At 52.1% G+C, this 16,009-nt stretch carries 16 protein-coding genes; 9 read left to right on the top strand and 7 right to left on the bottom strand.

Features of this window, described 5'->3' with window-relative positions; genetic code table 11:
• The first annotated feature begins 20 nt into the window (after positions 1 to 20).
• Positions 21 to 1,763 (top strand): ABC transporter ATP-binding protein, encoded by a 1,743-nt coding sequence (locus G549_RS0101200; protein WP_246778322.1) that lies wholly within the window; start codon positions 21 to 23, stop codon positions 1,761 to 1,763.
• Positions 1,764 to 1,819: 56 nt separating this feature from the next.
• A complete protein-coding gene (locus G549_RS0101195; protein ID WP_036220743.1) occupies positions 1,820 to 3,685 on the top strand; it encodes an ABC transporter ATP-binding protein in 1,866 nt (621 codons plus the stop codon).
• A 28-nt stretch (positions 3,686 to 3,713) separates the two neighbouring features.
• Here the strand turns inward: G549_RS0101195 and panC are convergent, their stop codons facing one another.
• The 3 genes from panC to G549_RS0101180 all read right to left on the bottom strand — a co-directional run bounded on the left by panC (position 3,714) and on the right by G549_RS0101180 (position 5,803).
• A complete protein-coding gene (gene panC, locus G549_RS0101190; RefSeq protein ID WP_027833498.1) occupies positions 3,714 to 4,550 on the bottom strand; it encodes a pantoate--beta-alanine ligase in 837 nt (278 codons plus the stop codon).
• Between the two features lie 3 nt (positions 4,551 to 4,553).
• Positions 4,554 to 5,381 carry a 3-methyl-2-oxobutanoate hydroxymethyltransferase gene (gene panB, locus G549_RS0101185; protein ID WP_027833497.1) on the bottom strand — a complete coding sequence of 276 codons (828 nt, stop codon included), beginning with the start codon at positions 5,379 to 5,381 and terminating at the stop codon, positions 4,554 to 4,556.
• A 101-nt stretch (positions 5,382 to 5,482) separates the two neighbouring features.
• Positions 5,483 to 5,803, bottom strand: coding sequence for an ArsR/SmtB family transcription factor (locus G549_RS0101180; protein WP_036220740.1), 321 nt, complete (start codon positions 5,801 to 5,803; stop codon positions 5,483 to 5,485).
• Between the two features lie 159 nt (positions 5,804 to 5,962).
• Between G549_RS0101180 and G549_RS0101175 the strand changes: the two genes are divergently transcribed.
• From G549_RS0101175 to G549_RS0101140, 7 genes are all read left to right on the top strand, one after another.
• Positions 5,963 to 6,391 carry a YeeE/YedE family protein gene (locus G549_RS0101175; RefSeq protein WP_027833495.1) on the top strand — a complete coding sequence of 143 codons (429 nt, stop codon included), beginning with the start codon at positions 5,963 to 5,965 and terminating at the stop codon, positions 6,389 to 6,391.
• A gap of 1 nt (position 6,392) precedes the next feature.
• Positions 6,393 to 6,836 (top strand): DUF6691 family protein, encoded by a 444-nt coding sequence (locus G549_RS0101170; protein WP_027833494.1) that lies wholly within the window; start codon positions 6,393 to 6,395, stop codon positions 6,834 to 6,836.
• 14 nt (positions 6,837 to 6,850) lie between these two features.
• The gene (locus G549_RS0101165; RefSeq protein ID WP_051213090.1) at positions 6,851 to 7,750 is read left to right on the top strand and encodes an MBL fold metallo-hydrolase; all 900 of its coding nucleotides are present in this window, start codon (positions 6,851 to 6,853) and stop codon (positions 7,748 to 7,750) included.
• Between the two features lie 10 nt (positions 7,751 to 7,760).
• Complete coding sequence (locus tag G549_RS0101160) at positions 7,761 to 8,105, top strand: protein tyrosine phosphatase family protein (protein ID WP_027833492.1); 345 nt, start codon at positions 7,761 to 7,763, stop codon at positions 8,103 to 8,105.
• Between the two features lie 28 nt (positions 8,106 to 8,133).
• Positions 8,134 to 9,882, top strand: coding sequence for a SulP family inorganic anion transporter (locus G549_RS0101155; RefSeq protein ID WP_027833491.1), 1,749 nt, complete (start codon positions 8,134 to 8,136; stop codon positions 9,880 to 9,882).
• Positions 9,883 to 10,171: 289 nt separating this feature from the next.
• A complete protein-coding gene (locus tag G549_RS0101150) occupies positions 10,172 to 11,119 on the top strand; it encodes a carbon-nitrogen hydrolase family protein (protein ID WP_027833490.1) in 948 nt (315 codons plus the stop codon).
• A 186-nt stretch (positions 11,120 to 11,305) separates the two neighbouring features.
• Complete coding sequence (locus G549_RS0101140; RefSeq protein WP_084633822.1) at positions 11,306 to 12,340, top strand: TRAP transporter substrate-binding protein; 1,035 nt, start codon at positions 11,306 to 11,308, stop codon at positions 12,338 to 12,340.
• Positions 12,341 to 12,427: 87 nt separating this feature from the next.
• Here G549_RS0101140 and G549_RS0101135 read toward each other — a convergent pair whose 3' ends face one another.
• Genes G549_RS0101135 through G549_RS0101120 form a run of 4 tightly spaced genes read right to left on the bottom strand, consistent with a single transcriptional unit; the run spans position 12,428 to position 16,004 of the window.
• Entirely contained in the window at positions 12,428 to 13,420 is a 993-nt protein-coding gene (locus G549_RS0101135; protein WP_027833487.1) for an ABC transporter substrate-binding protein, read from the bottom strand.
• Between the two features lie 49 nt (positions 13,421 to 13,469).
• Positions 13,470 to 14,333, bottom strand: coding sequence for an ABC transporter permease (locus G549_RS0101130; protein WP_027833486.1), 864 nt, complete (start codon positions 14,331 to 14,333; stop codon positions 13,470 to 13,472).
• Positions 14,330 to 15,229 (bottom strand): ABC transporter permease, encoded by a 900-nt coding sequence (locus G549_RS0101125; protein ID WP_027833485.1) that lies wholly within the window; start codon positions 15,227 to 15,229, stop codon positions 14,330 to 14,332. Before G549_RS0101125 ends, G549_RS0101130 begins: the two co-directional genes overlap by 4 nt.
• Positions 15,219 to 16,004 (bottom strand): ABC transporter ATP-binding protein, encoded by a 786-nt coding sequence (locus G549_RS0101120; protein ID WP_036220734.1) that lies wholly within the window; start codon positions 16,002 to 16,004, stop codon positions 15,219 to 15,221. The genes G549_RS0101125 and G549_RS0101120 overlap by 11 nt, the downstream gene beginning before the upstream one ends.
• Positions 16,005 to 16,009: the final 5 nt, after the last annotated feature.

The raw sequence follows: 16,009 nt of genomic DNA, 5'->3' as shown, positions 1-16,009 counted from the left end.
GCTGGGGTTTGGCGGCCAAAATGGCTTTGGTCGCAGTTGGCGCCACCATCGACGCCATGATTCCTGTGTTTTTAGGGCAATTGGTGGAGCTAACGACCAATGGCACACCCGGCAACGTATTTGCGACCCACGGCATGATGCTGCTTGCTTTCGCTTTGGTGATATTGGCGCGCCCGGCGTCTTTCATCCTGAGCGCTTTGCTTCAGTTTCACACGATCTTTCCGCCCATGATGGCGCGGACTCGGTGGCAGAGCCACTGGCATGTGGTGCGCCAAAGTTGGTCCTATTTCCAGCGTGACTTTGCTGGGCGTATTGCCAACAAAATCATGGAAACGGGTAACTCCTTAGTCGATAGCGCCATGCAGGTGATCGACTCTGTTTGGTACATGATCATTTTCTTGATTGTGGCCATCACAGTGTTGGCCGAAGTTGAGCCGATTTTCATCGTGCCTCTTTTGATTTGGCTTGTTGCCTATGCCGCGATCATGGTGTTCTTCCTGCCGCGCATTGCGCGCCGCTCGAAGGAAAACTCCGATGCCCGTTCGGTTGTGACCGGGCGGATCGTGGATTGCTATACCAACATTCAAACCCTCAAAACCTTTGCATCGAGCAAGTTTGAGGATGAATATGTTGCTGGGTCGGTTAAGAGCCACACCAAAGTGCTGCACCGGCTCATGCGTGAGTTCACACAAATGTGGAGCTTGCTTTATGTCATCAACGCCCTGTTGATGGTTGGGGCAGGCTATATGGCTATAATCTTTTGGAATAATGGTGATTTGTCGCCGGGTAAACTCGCGACCATCATTCCCTTTATTTGGCAAACTGTGAACATTTCGGGCTGGATTCTCGATGTTGCCTCAGGTGTGTTTCGCGACATTGGCAATGTGCAAGACGGTATGGATACCATCGCCCGTCCCATCACCATGCTGGACGATGAGGACGCACCAGAGCTAGAGGCCGAAAACGCGCAGATCGAGTTCAATCAGGTTCACTTTGCCTATGATTCCGACAAGGTGAAGGACAAGCCGCGTGTCATCGAAAATCTGAACCTCACCATCAAAGCAGGGGAAAAGATCGGGCTGATTGGTCGCTCTGGCGCGGGCAAATCCACCTTGGTCAATTTGTTGTTGCGGCTGTTTGATGCGCAGGCTGGTGAGATCAAGATCGATGGTCATCGTATTGATCATGTGACGCAGGATAGTCTGCGGCGCGCCATCGGCTTTGTGTCGCAAGACACCTCTTTGCTGCACCGTTCTGTGGGCGAAAATATCAAATATGGCCGCCCCTATGCCAGCGATGAGGACATGATTGCCGCCGCCAAGCAGGCCAAGATCCACGATGTGATTTTGGGTTTGGAAGATGAAAACGGCAACAAGGGATATGATGCCCGCGTCGGTGAACGCGGCGTCAAACTCTCTGGTGGCCAACGTCAACGTATCGCCATTGCCCGGGTGTTGCTCAAGGATGCGCCCATCCTGATTTTGGACGAAGCAACTTCCGCACTGGACAGTGAAGTGGAAGCGGCCATCCAGGAACAGCTGCAACATTTGATGACCAATAAAACGGTTATCGCGATTGCGCACCGCTTGAGCACGATCGCTGCAATGGATCGGCTGTTGGTGATGGATCAGGGACGTATCGTGGAAGAGGGCACGCATGAGGAACTGCTGAAAGCCAATGGTCATTATGCATCACTCTGGCGTCGTCAATCGGGTGGTTTTGCCAATATGGAAGGCGCTGATCCCGCAATCCCCAGCTCTTGAAATCTAATAACAGCTAGAATATAGAAAGAATAATCTTTCTAAAAAGGTCGAGAATAATGATAAGAAGAATATTTGATTGGTTTGAGCGGCGGGTCGAACCGTTTCCAGCCAAAGAACCGCAGCTGCCGCCTAAAACGCTCGTGGCGTTTTGTCGGCACTATTCAAAAGGGCTGGAGCTTTGGCTTGTGCTCATGGCGCTCGGCGCTGCCATTTTGGCCATTCTGGAAGTGGCGCTGTTCGGCTTTTTGGGCAATGTGATTGATTGGTTGTCGACCTCCAATCCTGAGACATTTTTGCAAGATGAGTGGCCGACATTGTTGATGATGGCGGCAATCATCTTGGTGATTAAACCTGCCACAGCGGCGTTCTCATCCTTTGTGATGCACCAGACATTGCTCGGTAACTTCCCGATGCGCATTCGCTGGGATGTGCATGGCTATTTGATCCGCCAATCCATGACCTATTTTCAGGATGAATTTGCTGGTCGTATTGCCACCAAACTGATGCAAACTTCGTTGGCGGTGCGCGAAACCGTTATGAAGATTTTGGATATCCTGGTTTACATCTCGGTTTATTTCATCGGCATCTTATTTGTGATGGCCAGCGCTGATTGGCGGCTGATGGCACCCTTTGCGGTTTGGTTGGTCGTCTATATCACCGTTATGCGCTATTTCGTGCCGCGCATGCGCGACGTATCGCAAAAGCAGGCGGATGCTCGCTCTGTTATGACAGGGCGCATTGTGGACAGCTACACAAACATCGCGACCGTGAAACTGTTTTCTCATTCGGGTCGTGAGGCAAGCTATGCCCGCGACGGCATGGATGGGTTTTTGCAAACCGTTTATAAACAGATGCGTTTGGGTGCCAGCCTCGACATCATTATTGATGGGCTGAACTCGCTTTTGCTGTTTTCGGTGGGCGCAATGGGCATCTATTTGTGGCTCAACGGTGTAATGACGCCGGGCCCTGTTGCCATCGGCATCGGCATTGTGCTGCGGATTTGGGGCATGTCTCACTGGATCATGTGGGAAATGTCAGCGCTGTTCGAAAATATAGGTACGGTGCAGGATGGGATTAACTCCATCTCCTTGCCGCGCTTGGTCTCCGATAAAAAAGGGGCAAAGCCGATTGGCAAAGTGGATGGCGACATCAAATTCAACAATGTCACCTTCAATTATGGTGCTGAAAAAGGCATCATCACCAATTTGAATCTGCATATACCACAGGGCCAAAAAGTTGGGCTTGTGGGGCGCTCCGGTGCCGGTAAGTCGACATTGGTGAACATCTTGCTGCGGTTTTATGATGTGGAGCGGGGCACCATCATGATTGATGGCAAAGACATTTCGGAAGTGCAGCAGGACACATTGCGCGAGCAATTGGCGATGGTGACACAAGATACGTCATTGTTGCATCGGTCGGTGCGCGAAAACCTGCTTTATGGTCGTCCGGATGCCACTGAAGAAATGATGATTGCTGCGGCCAAAAAGGCGAAAGCCCACGAGTTTATCCTCGATTTGGTCGATCCGCAGGGCCGTCGCGGATATGACGCCCATGTGGGCGAACGTGGTGTGAAGCTCTCTGGCGGCCAGCGCCAGCGTGTCGCCATTGCCCGCGTGTTGCTCAAGGATGCGCCGATCCTGATCATGGATGAAGCCACTTCGGCTTTGGACAGTGAAGTGGAAGCCGCCATTCAGGAGCAACTGCATCAATTGATGGAAAACAAAACCGTGATTGCCATCGCCCACCGCCTATCCACCATCGCGGAGTTGGATCGGTTGATCGTGATGGATCAAGGCAAAATCATTGAAGACGGCACCCACGCCGAGTTGCTCGAGCAAAACGGTCACTATGCGTCTCTGTGGAAACGCCAGTCCGGCGGCTTCATTGATTATGGTGATGAGGAAAACGAAAAATCAGCATAACAAAAAGGCGGTGGAGACACCGCCTTTTTTATATCTGAATATTATCAATCAAGCGCACATCTTCCAAGAACACGGCGGCGAACAAACGGGCTGGTCGATCCAGATTGGTGGCCAGTTCGAGATTTTCCAGCTCCCGCACTTCAAAATAATCCACTTTGCCAAATCCTGCGTCAGCCAGTTCCGATTTAGCGGTCGACATTGCCTTTTCCATGGGCGTGCCACCCTTTATCGCCTCGGCGCTCTGTTGCATGATTTGATGTAGTTGTAGCGCAATCCGTCGCCCTTCATCGCTCAAACGCATATTGCGCGATGACATGGCCAACCCATCATGCTCGCGCATCGTTGGGCAGCCAATGACATCAATATCGATATTGAGATCTGCCACCACTCGACGAATGACCTGCAATTGCTGGAAGTCTTTTTCACCAAAAAAGGCTTTGTCTGCTCCCGTTTGCAAAAACAGTTTGCTGACCACAGTGGCCACGCCGTCAAAATGGCCTGGCCGCGATGCCCCACAAAGGCAGTCGGTCAAACCTTCCACACTCACTTTGGTGGCAAATCCTTGGCCATACATTTCATCAGCACTGGGCAGATAAACAAGGTCAACGCCTAACGGGTCGAGCTGTTCAAGATCGGATTGCTCCGTGCGGGGATAGGCTTGCAGGTCTTTAGGGTCGTTAAATTGCGTCGGATTGACAAAGATTGACACAATCACTTTATCGCTTTGCGCTTGTGCAGCCTTTGCCAAGCTGAGATGCCCTTTATGCAGCGCACCCATTGTCGGCACAAAGCCGATGACATTGCCGCGCGCGTGCCAGTCTTTTTGCACAGCACGGAGCTCTTTGACGGTCCGAACAATCTGCATGCGCTAGCTCTTTTTAGCCTTGGCGGCATAAACATGCGCATCTGTGGGGAAGCTGCGTGCACGCACTTCGCGGGCATAATGTTCGATCGCTGCGTCGGCTTCGTCTGCCAACTCTGCATAGCGTTTGACGAATTTGGGTTTAAAGCTGGAAAATAGGCCCAATAGATCATCGACAACTAAAATCTGGCCGTCGCAATTAACAGAGGCACCGATGCCGATGGTCGGCACGCCAACGAGTTTGGTGATCTCATCAGCCAAAGGCTGCGTAACCATTTCCAACACGATGGCAAAGGCACCCGCGTCTTCAACAGCCTTGGCATCTTCCATGATGCGTTTGTGGTCATCGCCACGACCTTGCACCGAATAGCCGCCCATCGCTTTCACAGATTGCGGGGTGAGGCCAATGTGGCCCATCACCGGAATGCCGCGCTGGGTGAGATAGGCGATCGTCTCCGCCATATGCGCGCCGCCCTCAAGTTTCACCGCTTCACACCCTGTTTTGCGCATCAGCTGCGCTGCATTTTCAAACGCCTGCTCTTTATTATGCTCATAAGAGCCGAACGGCATATCCACCACCAGCAGCGCCTGGTCCACGCCGCGGCGCACCGCTTGTCCGTGCATGATCATCATGTCCATGGTGACGCTGAGCGTGCTTTCAAAGCCGTGCAGCACCATGCCCACACTGTCGCCCACCAGCACCACATCGCAATGCTTATCCACCAGCCGCGCCATAGGCGTCGTATAGGCGGTGAGGCAAACAATAGGGTCTTGTCCCTTTTGCGCCTTCAGCGCATGGCCGCTTGGTGTTTTGAATTTGGAATTGGCACTCATTTGCGGGTCCTTTTGTGGGTCGCGCTGCAACATTCAGTCCGCACTGACGAATTTGAGCGCACTTTGGCGCTTCGCAAAGGATAAATCAATTAGGCCTTTGGTTAGGCCACGCTGTCCGGGCCACAATAGATGCCATAGAGCGTATACAACACCGCTTCAACCTCGCCTGAGGCAAGGGAATAATAGATCACATTGCCGTCGCGCCGTGTTTTGACCAGTTTGAGATTGCGCAATTTTGCCAAATGTTGCGAAAGCGCAGGCTGGGACAGGTCAACTTCCCCTGCCAAATCCAGCACAGACATTTCGTCTTCCACCAGCTTGCACAAAATCAAGAGGCGTTTGGGGCTGGACATTGCCGACAGAAGCTCCGAGGCCTCGGTTGCCCGTTCTTGCAAAAGTTCAAACTCGCTCGGTGCACTCACAACTATTTCCCTTAAACTGTTGTTGTTTTTTAACAAATTTTTTCAATTCCGCAAATTCAAATTTTATGAAAATCAGGACTTGCAATATATTAGAGTTTGCTTATATACCAATATGTGAGATGACACAAATAGAATAAACGAACGATAGGGTACGTATATATGACTGAATTTACGCCAGTTGAAGCCATAATAGGCGGCGGGCTGATTGGCATCGCATCTGTGTTGCTCATGGGATTGCATGGGCGCATCGCAGGCATGACTGGGATTTTGGCGGGTCTTTTGCCGCCATTCTCAGCCGATAAAGGGTGGAGAGCTGCCTTTTTGCTTGGCGCAATTTCCGGGCCACTTGCGATCTTTTTGATCTCAGGCACCCCGGTTGATTTTCAAAACCCAGTGCCAGTTTGGGCAATGATCCTAGGCGGTGTGATCGTCGGTATCGGCGTCAATTACGGCTCAGGCTGCACATCAGGGCACGGCGTTTGCGGCATGGCGCGCTTTTCCATTCGCTCCATCGCGGCCACGGCCACCTTCATGCTTTCAACCTTCATCACCGTTTATGTGGTGCGTCACATTTTGGGGGTGTTCTAAGATGCGTTTGATTTCATTTTACGCCATCGGCTTGGTTTTCGGCATGGGCATCGCCCTGTCTGGCATGGCCAATCCCGCCAAAGTCCTCAACTTCTTTGATGTTGCAGGCAATTGGGACCCAAGCCTCTTGCTGGTGATGATTTCGGCCTGGTTGGTCACCGTTGTGGGCTATTTCTTTGTGCTGAAACGGCCAAAACCAGTTTGGGCTGAAGTGTTCAGTCTGCCCCAAGCCAAGCAAATCGATTTGCCCCTTATTGGCGGCGCCACAGTATTTGGCATCGGTTGGGGCTTAACAGGCTACTGCCCAGGCGGGTCCATCCCGGCGCTCGGCCTTGGTTTGCCTGAACCTTTCATTTTCGTTGCAGCCATGATTGGCGGCATCATTTTCGCAAAGTTTTTGCGGTCACGCGCCACCTTCGCGCAAACCGTACGTAACTCGAATTAACTAGGAGAATATAAATGACACAAGCTCTCCCATTTACACCCGATCTTGAGCAAAAACCGATCGTGACACCGTTCTTTGATGAACCAACCAACACGATTTCATATGTGGTTCAGGACCCGAACAGCAAAAAATGCGCCATTGTCGATAGCGTCATGGACATTGATTATGCAGCAGGTCACATCACTTATGATGGCGCAGATCGCATCATCAAATATGTGCAGGATGAAGGTCTTGAAGTGGAATGGTTGATCGAAACCCACGTCCACGCAGACCACTTGTCAGCAGCGCCATATATTCAATCGAAAGTTGGCGGCAAGTTGGGCATTGGTGAAAACATCACCATTGTGCAGGACACATTCGGCAAAGTCTTCAACGAAGGCACCGAGTTTCAGCGCGATGGCAGCCAGTTCGACAAGCTCTTTAAGGATGGCGACAGCTATAAAATTGGCGAACTGACCGCCTATGTCATGCACACACCCGGCCACACGCCGGCATGTATGACCCACACCATTGGCGATGCCGCTTTTGTGGGCGACACCTTGTTTATGCCAGATGGAGGTTCCGCTCGCGCAGACTTCCCCGGTGGCGACGCCCGGACCCTCTATCGTTCCGTGAAACGGGTGCTGCAACTGCCTGACGAGACTCGTCTTTTCATGTGCCACGATTACGGTCCAAACGGCCGCGACATTGAGTGGGAAACCTCTGTGAAAGAGGAGCGTGAGCACAATATCCACGTCAAAGACGGAATCTCAGAAGATGAGTTTGTCAAAATGCGCGAAGAGCGCGACGCGTCGCTGGATATGCCAAAGCTGATCATCCCATCACTTCAAGTGAACATGCGCGCGGGCAAAATGCCGCCAAAAGATGATGATGGTCACGTGTACCTCAAAGTGCCCGTCAACAAGTTGAAATAGGAGAAAACCGATGCAACTGAAACAGATCAACAAAGACTATTTCATTTCAGGCCAAGTGGGCTTTTCCGACCTGCAAGTCCTGGCAGATCACGGCATCAAATCTTTGATTTGCGCACGTCCTGACAATGAAGAAGGCAACCAGCCACAATTTTCGGACCTGCAAAAACAGGCCGAAGCTGTGGGCATCAAAGCCGCACATGTGCCGATCAAACCCGGCCAGGCCTGCGGCGATGATGTGGACAAATTTGCTAAGGCATTCAACGAGCTGCCAAAGCCGATTTTGGGATATTGCCGCTCTGGTATGCGCGCCCACGCTTTATGGGAACTCGACGACGAGTCTCGCGCAAACCGCTAATTTTTCTTTGAGTTGAAAGTGAATGCCAATGCTTGATCGCATCAAAAAGCTGCCCGTCTTTGATTGGGGAAAAACCTATAATGGCGAGATTTTCACGGCGGATATGATCGCCGCGATCATCGTGACCATCATGTTGATCCCGCAATCCTTGGCTTATGCCTTGTTGGCCGGGCTGCCGCCGCAAATGGGGCTTTATGCATCCATCTTGCCCTTGGTCGCTTATGCGCTTTTTGGTTCGTCACGCACCTTGGCAGTTGGTCCTGTGGCAGTGATTTCCTTGATGACTGCTGCCGCTGTGGGCAAACTTGCCTTGCAAGGAACGGCTGAATATGCGGCTGCTGCAATCTTATTGGCGTTCATTTCAGGCGTGATGTTGCTGGCGTTGGGCCTATTCCGGATGGGTTTTCTTGCGAATTTCCTTTCCCATCCGGTCATCGCCGGCTTCATCACCGCCTCTGGTATCATCATAGCGACCAGTCAGCTCAAACACGTGTTTGGCGTGGATGCCCACGGGCATAATTTGTTGGACTTGATAACCTCCTTGGTCGCCCATGTGGGGGAGATTAATTGGATCACCGCCGCAATAGGCATCCCCGCCGCCTTATTCTTGTTTTGGGTCCGCAAAGGGCTCAAACCGCTTCTGATCAAACTAGGCCTCGGCAAGCGTTTGGCTGACATTTTGGCCAAAACCGGCCCGGTATTTGCTGTTGCCATCAGCATTGCCATTGCCGCAGCATTTCAACTGGATTCACAAGGCGTCGCGTTGGTGGGCAGCGTGCCGCAAGGTTTGCCCGCGCTGGCCTTACCCGCGTTCGACTTAGAGTTGGTCTTTGCCTTGGCAGGATCAGCAGCCTTAATCTCGGTTATTGGCTTTGTTGAATCGGTCAGCGTGGCGCAAACTTTGGCGGCCAAACGCCGTCAACGCATTGATCCGGACCAAGAGTTGGTGGGCCTGGGCGCTTCCAACTTGGCCTCCGCCTTCGGCGGTGGCTATCCGGTCACTGGCGGCTTTGCCCGTTCGGTCGTAAACTTTGACGCTGGGGCGCAAACGCCTGCTGCAGGGGCTTTCACAGCTGTTGGTATTGCGCTGGCCACTTTTTTCCTCACACCCTTTCTGTTCTATCTGCCCAAAGCAGTGTTGGCCGCCACCATCATTGTGGCCGTGCTCAGCTTGGTCGACTTTTCGATCCTGGGGCGTACCTGGCGCTACTCCAAGGCCGACTTCGCCGCCGTTGCCGCAACCATGGCCATTACGCTGATTTGGGGGGTCGAATTTGGTGTGACAGCGGGTGTGATTACCTCAATCGCCATCCATTTGTACAAAACATCAAAACCACACACCGCCATTGTGGGGCGTGTGGAAGGCACCGAGCATTTCCGCAATGTCGATCGCCACGATGTCATCACCTCAAAGGAAGTGCTTTCGCTGCGGGTCGATCAATCGCTCTATTTTGCCAATGCTCGGTTCTTGGAAGATAAGGTTTATGATCTTGTTGCCCAAAATAAAGACCTTAAACATGTGATTTTGATGTGTCCGGCGGTCAACGAAATCGATATGTCCGCACTGGAAAGTCTTGAAGCGATCAATGAGCGTTTGGCCAATTTGGATGTGAAGTTGCACTTTAGTGAAGTCAAAGGCCCGGTGATGGACAAGCTGGAAAAGTCCGACTTTTTGCAACACCTGACCGGCGAAGTGTTCTTGTCCCAATATCACGCCTATCGCGCTTTGGCGCCGCACACCTGCATGCCGCCAAACGGCGTCACCGCAGCAAAGTAGTTGAGGTTGTAACTGGCGCAATTTTCCCTAGTTGATTGATTCAATTAGTTCAAATGCGGCCCTTCGCGGAATATATTCGTCAACGCCTCTATAATAGGGTGATAATGCCCTTGCTAAACTTCGTAGCGGCGAGTGGCAGGACATTAACTTAAAGATACCCAGCACTCCTGCTGATCTCGCCCTGCGAAACGCAAACTAGCCACACTTTAAGCCAAGTGTGGCTTTTGCATTTCTCATTGACCGTCACATTTTCCCTTGCCCACATTGTGTAAAAAAGTGGGGATTGAAAATGAACGAGCTTAAAGTCGCCATCGCGCAAATCGCACCGGTTTGGCTAAATCGCGACGCCACCTTGCAAAAAGTCGCCGACTTTATTCGGCAGGCGGACGAGGAAAAATCCGATCTGGTTGTGTTTGGTGAGGCCTTGGTGCCGGGTTACCCATTTTGGGTGGAACGCACCGAAGGCGCGCGGTTTAATTCGCCGCTGCAAAAACAAATGTATGCCCATTATCTCGATCAAGGTGTGGTGATTGAGCGCGGTGATTTGGCCCCGCTGGCAATACTATGCGCAGAGCATCAAATCGCAACCTATCTTGGGGTGATGGAACGCGCGCCAGACAGAGGCGGCCACAGTCTTTATTGCACACTGGTTTACATCGATAAGACAGGCGAAGTCGGTTCGGTCCATCGTAAGCTGCAACCCACTTACGAAGAACGTTTGGTCTGGGCGCAGGGCGATGGTCATGGTTTGCGCACCCATCAATTGAACGCGTTCACTCTGGGCGGGCTGAATTGCTATGAAAACTGGCTGCCCTTGGCTCGTGCGGCGCTTTACGGTCAGGGCGAAGATCTGCGCATTGCCGTGTGGCCAGGCTCCAACGGTTTAACGCAGGACATCACTCGATTTGTTGCACTGGAAGGGCGGTCTTTCGTCGTGTCGGCGTCAGGTATTATGCGCCCATCAGATATGCCCAACGATCTACCCGTCTATGAGCTGATGATGGAAAATGCGCCCAACTATTTTGCCAATGGCGGCTCCGCGGTTGCGGCGCCCAATGGCGATTGGCTGCTGTCCCCACAAACTGAACAAGAGGGGCTGTTCTGCGTCGAGCTGGACCATCGGATGGTGCGTGAAGCGCGACAAAACTTTGATGTGGCTGGCCATTATGCACGCCCCGACGTAACCCGCCTTGAGATTAATCGGGAACGACAATCGACCGTTCATTTCACCGAATAGGGCAGGCGCACCAACGCCTGCCACAACGTTTTGGTCTCGAATTGGTGCGTCAACTTTCGGCCATACCGCGCATTTAGCAGTTGCTTGTTGCATCTAAATTGTGAATGGTGCGCCCAATCGGGCGAAAGCCCAGTATGTCCCTCAAATTGTTTCAGTTGGAACTGAAACCGGAAAGGATAACCTGAGATGAACACCCCAAAAATCGCCGCTATGCTTGGCCTTGCCACAGGTTTGCTTGTAAGCTCTGCTTCATTCGCGGCCGAGTATAATTTCAAATTGCATCACTTTTTGGGGCCACAAACCCCGTCGCATCTGGAAACAGTTGCGCCATGGGCTGAAGCAATTGAAAAGGCCTCTGATGGCCGCGTTGAGATCGAAATCTACCCCTCAATGTCACTGGGCGGTACACCACCTGAGTTGGTTGGCCAGGCCCGTGATGGGGTTGTCGATATCGTGTGGACCGTGAATGGCTATACCGCTGGCCTTTTCCCACGCACGGAAGTGTTTGAATTGCCCTTCGTGCACCGCAACGATCCAGCCGCCACCAATTTGGCCATGCATGATCTGTTTGAAGATCACTTGCGCGAAGAATATAAAGGCCTTGAGGTCATGTTTTTGCATGTGCACCAGGGCAATGGCTTGCACACTGTCGACAAGGACGTGCGCACTCCGGCAGATGTGGCGGGGTTGAAAATCCGCACGCCATCACGCACAGGCGCGTGGACCATTGAAGCGCTGGATGCCGCGCCCGTCGCGATGCCAGTGCCAAGTTTGCCGCAAGCCTTGTCGAAAAAGACAGTTGATGCGGCTTTTGTACCGTTTGAGATTATCCCTTCACTGAAGCTGGAACAGCAAACCCAATATCAAATTGAAGGCGCAGACCAAACCCGCTTCGGCACATTGGTGTTCCAAATGTCGATGAATAAGGGCAAATGGGATAGCTTGCCGGAGGATATTCAGCAGATCTTTAAAGATCATTCTGGTCCCGAATGGCTCGCGCAATTGGGCCAGGTTTGGGCGGAAAACGATATTGAAGGTATCGAGCAGGCCACCGCGGCGGGCAACGAACACATCGTTTTGGAACAAGCGCAGACAGATGCTTTTGAACAAGCGTTGAAGCCTGTTATTACCCGCTGGGTTGATGAGGCCAATAAGGCCGGTATCGAGGGTGAGGCATTGTTGCAATCGGCAAAGGATGCGATTGCGGCGCACAATCAATAATCAATTGCGCATTTGATGCTCAAATAGAAAAGCGCGGCTCCTTGTGAAAAGAGCCGCGCTTTTTTTTACGATCGTGAACGATATGGCTTACATGCCGATTTTATCGGTCACAATTGATGTCCACGCATTTTTAGGTGGCGCTGAAATCACCGGATCAGAACCGCCAGCCAACAATGTAGCCACTGTGCGGTTATAATCGTCTTCATCCAAACTGCCATCTGTGCCCGCAGTCAGCTTAGAAACTTCGCGCATCATGCGACGCTGGTGCTCTTCAGTTTGAGCGCCAGTATCATCATTTTCTAGCACGATGTCAGCAGCTTCGTCTGGGTTCTCTTCCGCGTATTTCCAGCCCTTCATTGAGGCTTCAACAAACCGCGCGAACTTGTCGACCATTTCTGGATCATCAAGGTCTTCTTCCAGCACGTATAGGCCATCTTCCAACGTGGCAACGCCCGCATTTTCATATTTGAAGGTCACCAATTCATCTTCAGAAATGCCTGCGTCAATGATCTGCCAATATTCATTGTAGGTCATTGTGGATACGCAATCGGCTTGTTTTTGCAACAATGGATCTACGTTAAAGCCTTGCTTCAAAACGGTCACACCGCCTTCGCTGCCGTCAGTCGGTAGCCCCAACTGGCTCATCCAAGATAGGAATGGATATTCATTGCCAAAGAACCACACGCCAAGCGTTCTGCCGGGGAAATCGTCTGGTGATTTGATGCCGGTTTCTTTCAAGCAAGTCAGCATCATGCCGGAGCGTTTGAAAGGTTGGGCGATATTGACCAAAGGCACGCCTTTTTCGCGTGAAGCCAAAGCAGATGGCATCCAGTCAACGATCACGTCAGCGCCGCCGCCAGCAATCACTTGTGGTGGCGCAATATCTGGACCGCCTGCCTTGATTTCCACATCAAGACCAGCTTCATCATAATAGCCTTTGTCCTGTGCAACATAATATCCGGCAAATTGGGCTTGCGTGACCCATTTGAGCTGCAGCGTAAGCTTGTCTTGTGCCAAGCCTGTTGTTGCGGCCATAAGGCTGGTTGCCAGCCCTAAAGTCAGTGCGAGTGTTTTTTTCATCCTGTTTCCTCTTCAAAGTCCTCTATAAATTCCAAATCGGTTGTTATTATTATTTTGTCCGATAGGAAGGGTGCCAAAAAGTGACTGCCCGTTCCAGCAAGGCAAGAAGCCCATAGGAGAGGGAGCCGGCGAGAGCCGCGACAAAAATCTCAGCCCAGACCATGTCAACATTCATCCGCCCCACCTCGGTGGAGATGCGGAAACCCATGCCAACAATCGGTGTGCCGAAAAACTCGGCAACAATCGCGCCAATCAATGCCAATGTGGAATTGATTTTAAGCGCATTAAAAATAAACGGCATCGCCGCAGGCAGGCGCACTTTGAGCAGCGTCTGCCAGTAGTTTGAGGCGTAAGTGTGCATCAAATCCCGTTCGATGTGACCTGTGGCGGCCAAGCCAGAGACCGTGTTCACCAACATGGGGAAGAAGGTCATGATCACCACGATGGCGGCTTTTGACGGCCAGTCAAAGCCGAACCACATCACCATAATGGGGGCCATGCCTACAATCGGTAATGCGGCCACCAAATTGCCCACGGGCAACAGGCCTTTGCGCAAAAACGGGATGCGGTCCACAATGATAGCGGCAACAAAGCCTGAACCGCAGCCAATGGCATATCCAGCAAGAACAGCCTTCAAATAGGTTTGCTGAAAGTCAGCCCACAAAATATCCACTGAGTTGGTGATCCGGCCCCAAATCATAGATGGCGGCGGCAACAACACGGTTGGCACGTTAAACCCGCGACAAAATCCTTCCCACAGCATCAGCAAAGCTGCGCCAAATAGAATGGGGATGAAAATATCCACGCTGGTTTGCACGGTGTTGTCGTCGAAGCGCATTTTGGCCAGCTTTTGGTTGATCGCCCAAGTGGCAATCCAGAAAGCTAGCGCGACAATAATCCAAGTCATATTCATGCTGCCATCCCCATGCGTCGGGTCACTGTGCGACCAATAACATCAACAACCATCACCAAAGCGGCGGCCAATAAAGAGGCTGCAATGAGCGCTGACCAGATTTGAATTGTTTGGCCGTAATAAGAGCCAGACAAAAGCCGCGCGCCCAAGCCTGCCGATGCACCAGTGGGCAATTCACCCACAATCGCGCCGACCAATGAGATTGCGACTGCAACCTTCATCGACGTGAACAGAAACGGCACTGAAGCAGGCCAACGTAGCTTCCAAAACACCTGGGATCGGCTGGCATTATAGGTGTGCATCAGGTCCAAATGCATCACTTCGGGCGAGCGAAGCCCTTTCACCATGCCCACAGCCACCGGGAAGAACGACAGATACATGGAGATCACCGCTTTGGGTAAGAGCCCCGAAATACCAATCGCGTTCAACACCACAATCACCATCGGCGCGATGGCCAAAATGGGGATGGTTTGTGAGGTGATGATCCACGGCATCAAACTCTTGTCCAAAACCCGCGAATGAACGATGCCGACGGCCAGTAAAATGCCGAGCACAGTGCCCATGGCAAAACCCAGCAAAGTTGAAGAGAGCGTCACCCACGTATGATAAACCAATGAACGTTTAGACGTGATTTTCTTTTCAACGGTTGTTTCCCAAATCTCCACGGCCACTTGATGCGGCGCAGGCAAAATGGGTCGCTTTTGCGCCATGGTGTTGGCGATGAGCTGGGTGGTTGAAATTTCGGTGTCCGCCCGTGCAGCCTGATCGCGTTCAAAGGGCGCGTTGAGCACCACCGTGAACACATACCACAGCATGAAAATGCCAATGAGCACCGTACCGATCGGGATTAACCGATCATGTAAAAAAGCGGAAAATCCCTCTCGATCATGTGTCATCGGCATGCCCCAGCTTTAGGCCTTCGCGCACCTGATGTGCAATTTCGATGAAACGCGGGGTTTCGCGAATATCCAATGTGCGATTGTCCCCCAAATCACAGTCGATAATCTCGTGTATTCGGCCCGGACGGGGGCTCATCACCACAATCTTGGTGGACAGGAACACCGCCTCAGGGATCGAGTGGGTCACAAACACCACGGTCTTTTTTGTTTTGGCCCAAAGATCCAACAATTGCTCGTTGAGATAATCCCGCACGATTTCATCGAGCGCGCCGAAGGGTTCGTCCATCAACAACATATCCGGATCAAAGCTCAGCGCCCGGGCGATGGAGGCACGCTGCTGCATGCCGCCCGAAAGCTGCCATGGAAACTTGTTGGCAAATCCATCAAGATTGACCAATTCAAGGTTCTTTTTCACCAGCTCTTCGCGCTTGGCTTTGTCAACGCCCATCACCTCAAGCGGCAAGGCGATATTGTCGCCAATGGTCCGCCATGGATAAAGCGCTGCCGATTGAAACACATAGCCATAAGCCCGCTTCATCCGCGCCTCTTCAGGCGTCATGCCATTGACTTCAATGGAGCCGCCCGTGGGCTTTTCCAAATCCGCAATCACCCGCAAAAGCGTGGTCTTGCCGCACCCGGAAGGGCCGATAAATGAGACAAATTCGCCCCGATCAATGCTCAGATCAATTCCTTTTAGGGCATGAACCGGGCCATCATTGGTTTCAAAGGTGAGGTCCAGATTCTGTGTCTGGATTACTGTGTTCTGCTCCATTATTC

The organism is Maritalea myrionectae DSM 19524 (genome assembly GCF_000423365.1).
In the GTDB taxonomy this organism is placed as follows: Bacteria; Pseudomonadota; Alphaproteobacteria; order Rhizobiales; family Devosiaceae; genus Maritalea; species Maritalea myrionectae.
Note: the sequence above shows the minus strand (reverse complement) of the source record. Positions and strands in the feature narration are given on the sequence as shown.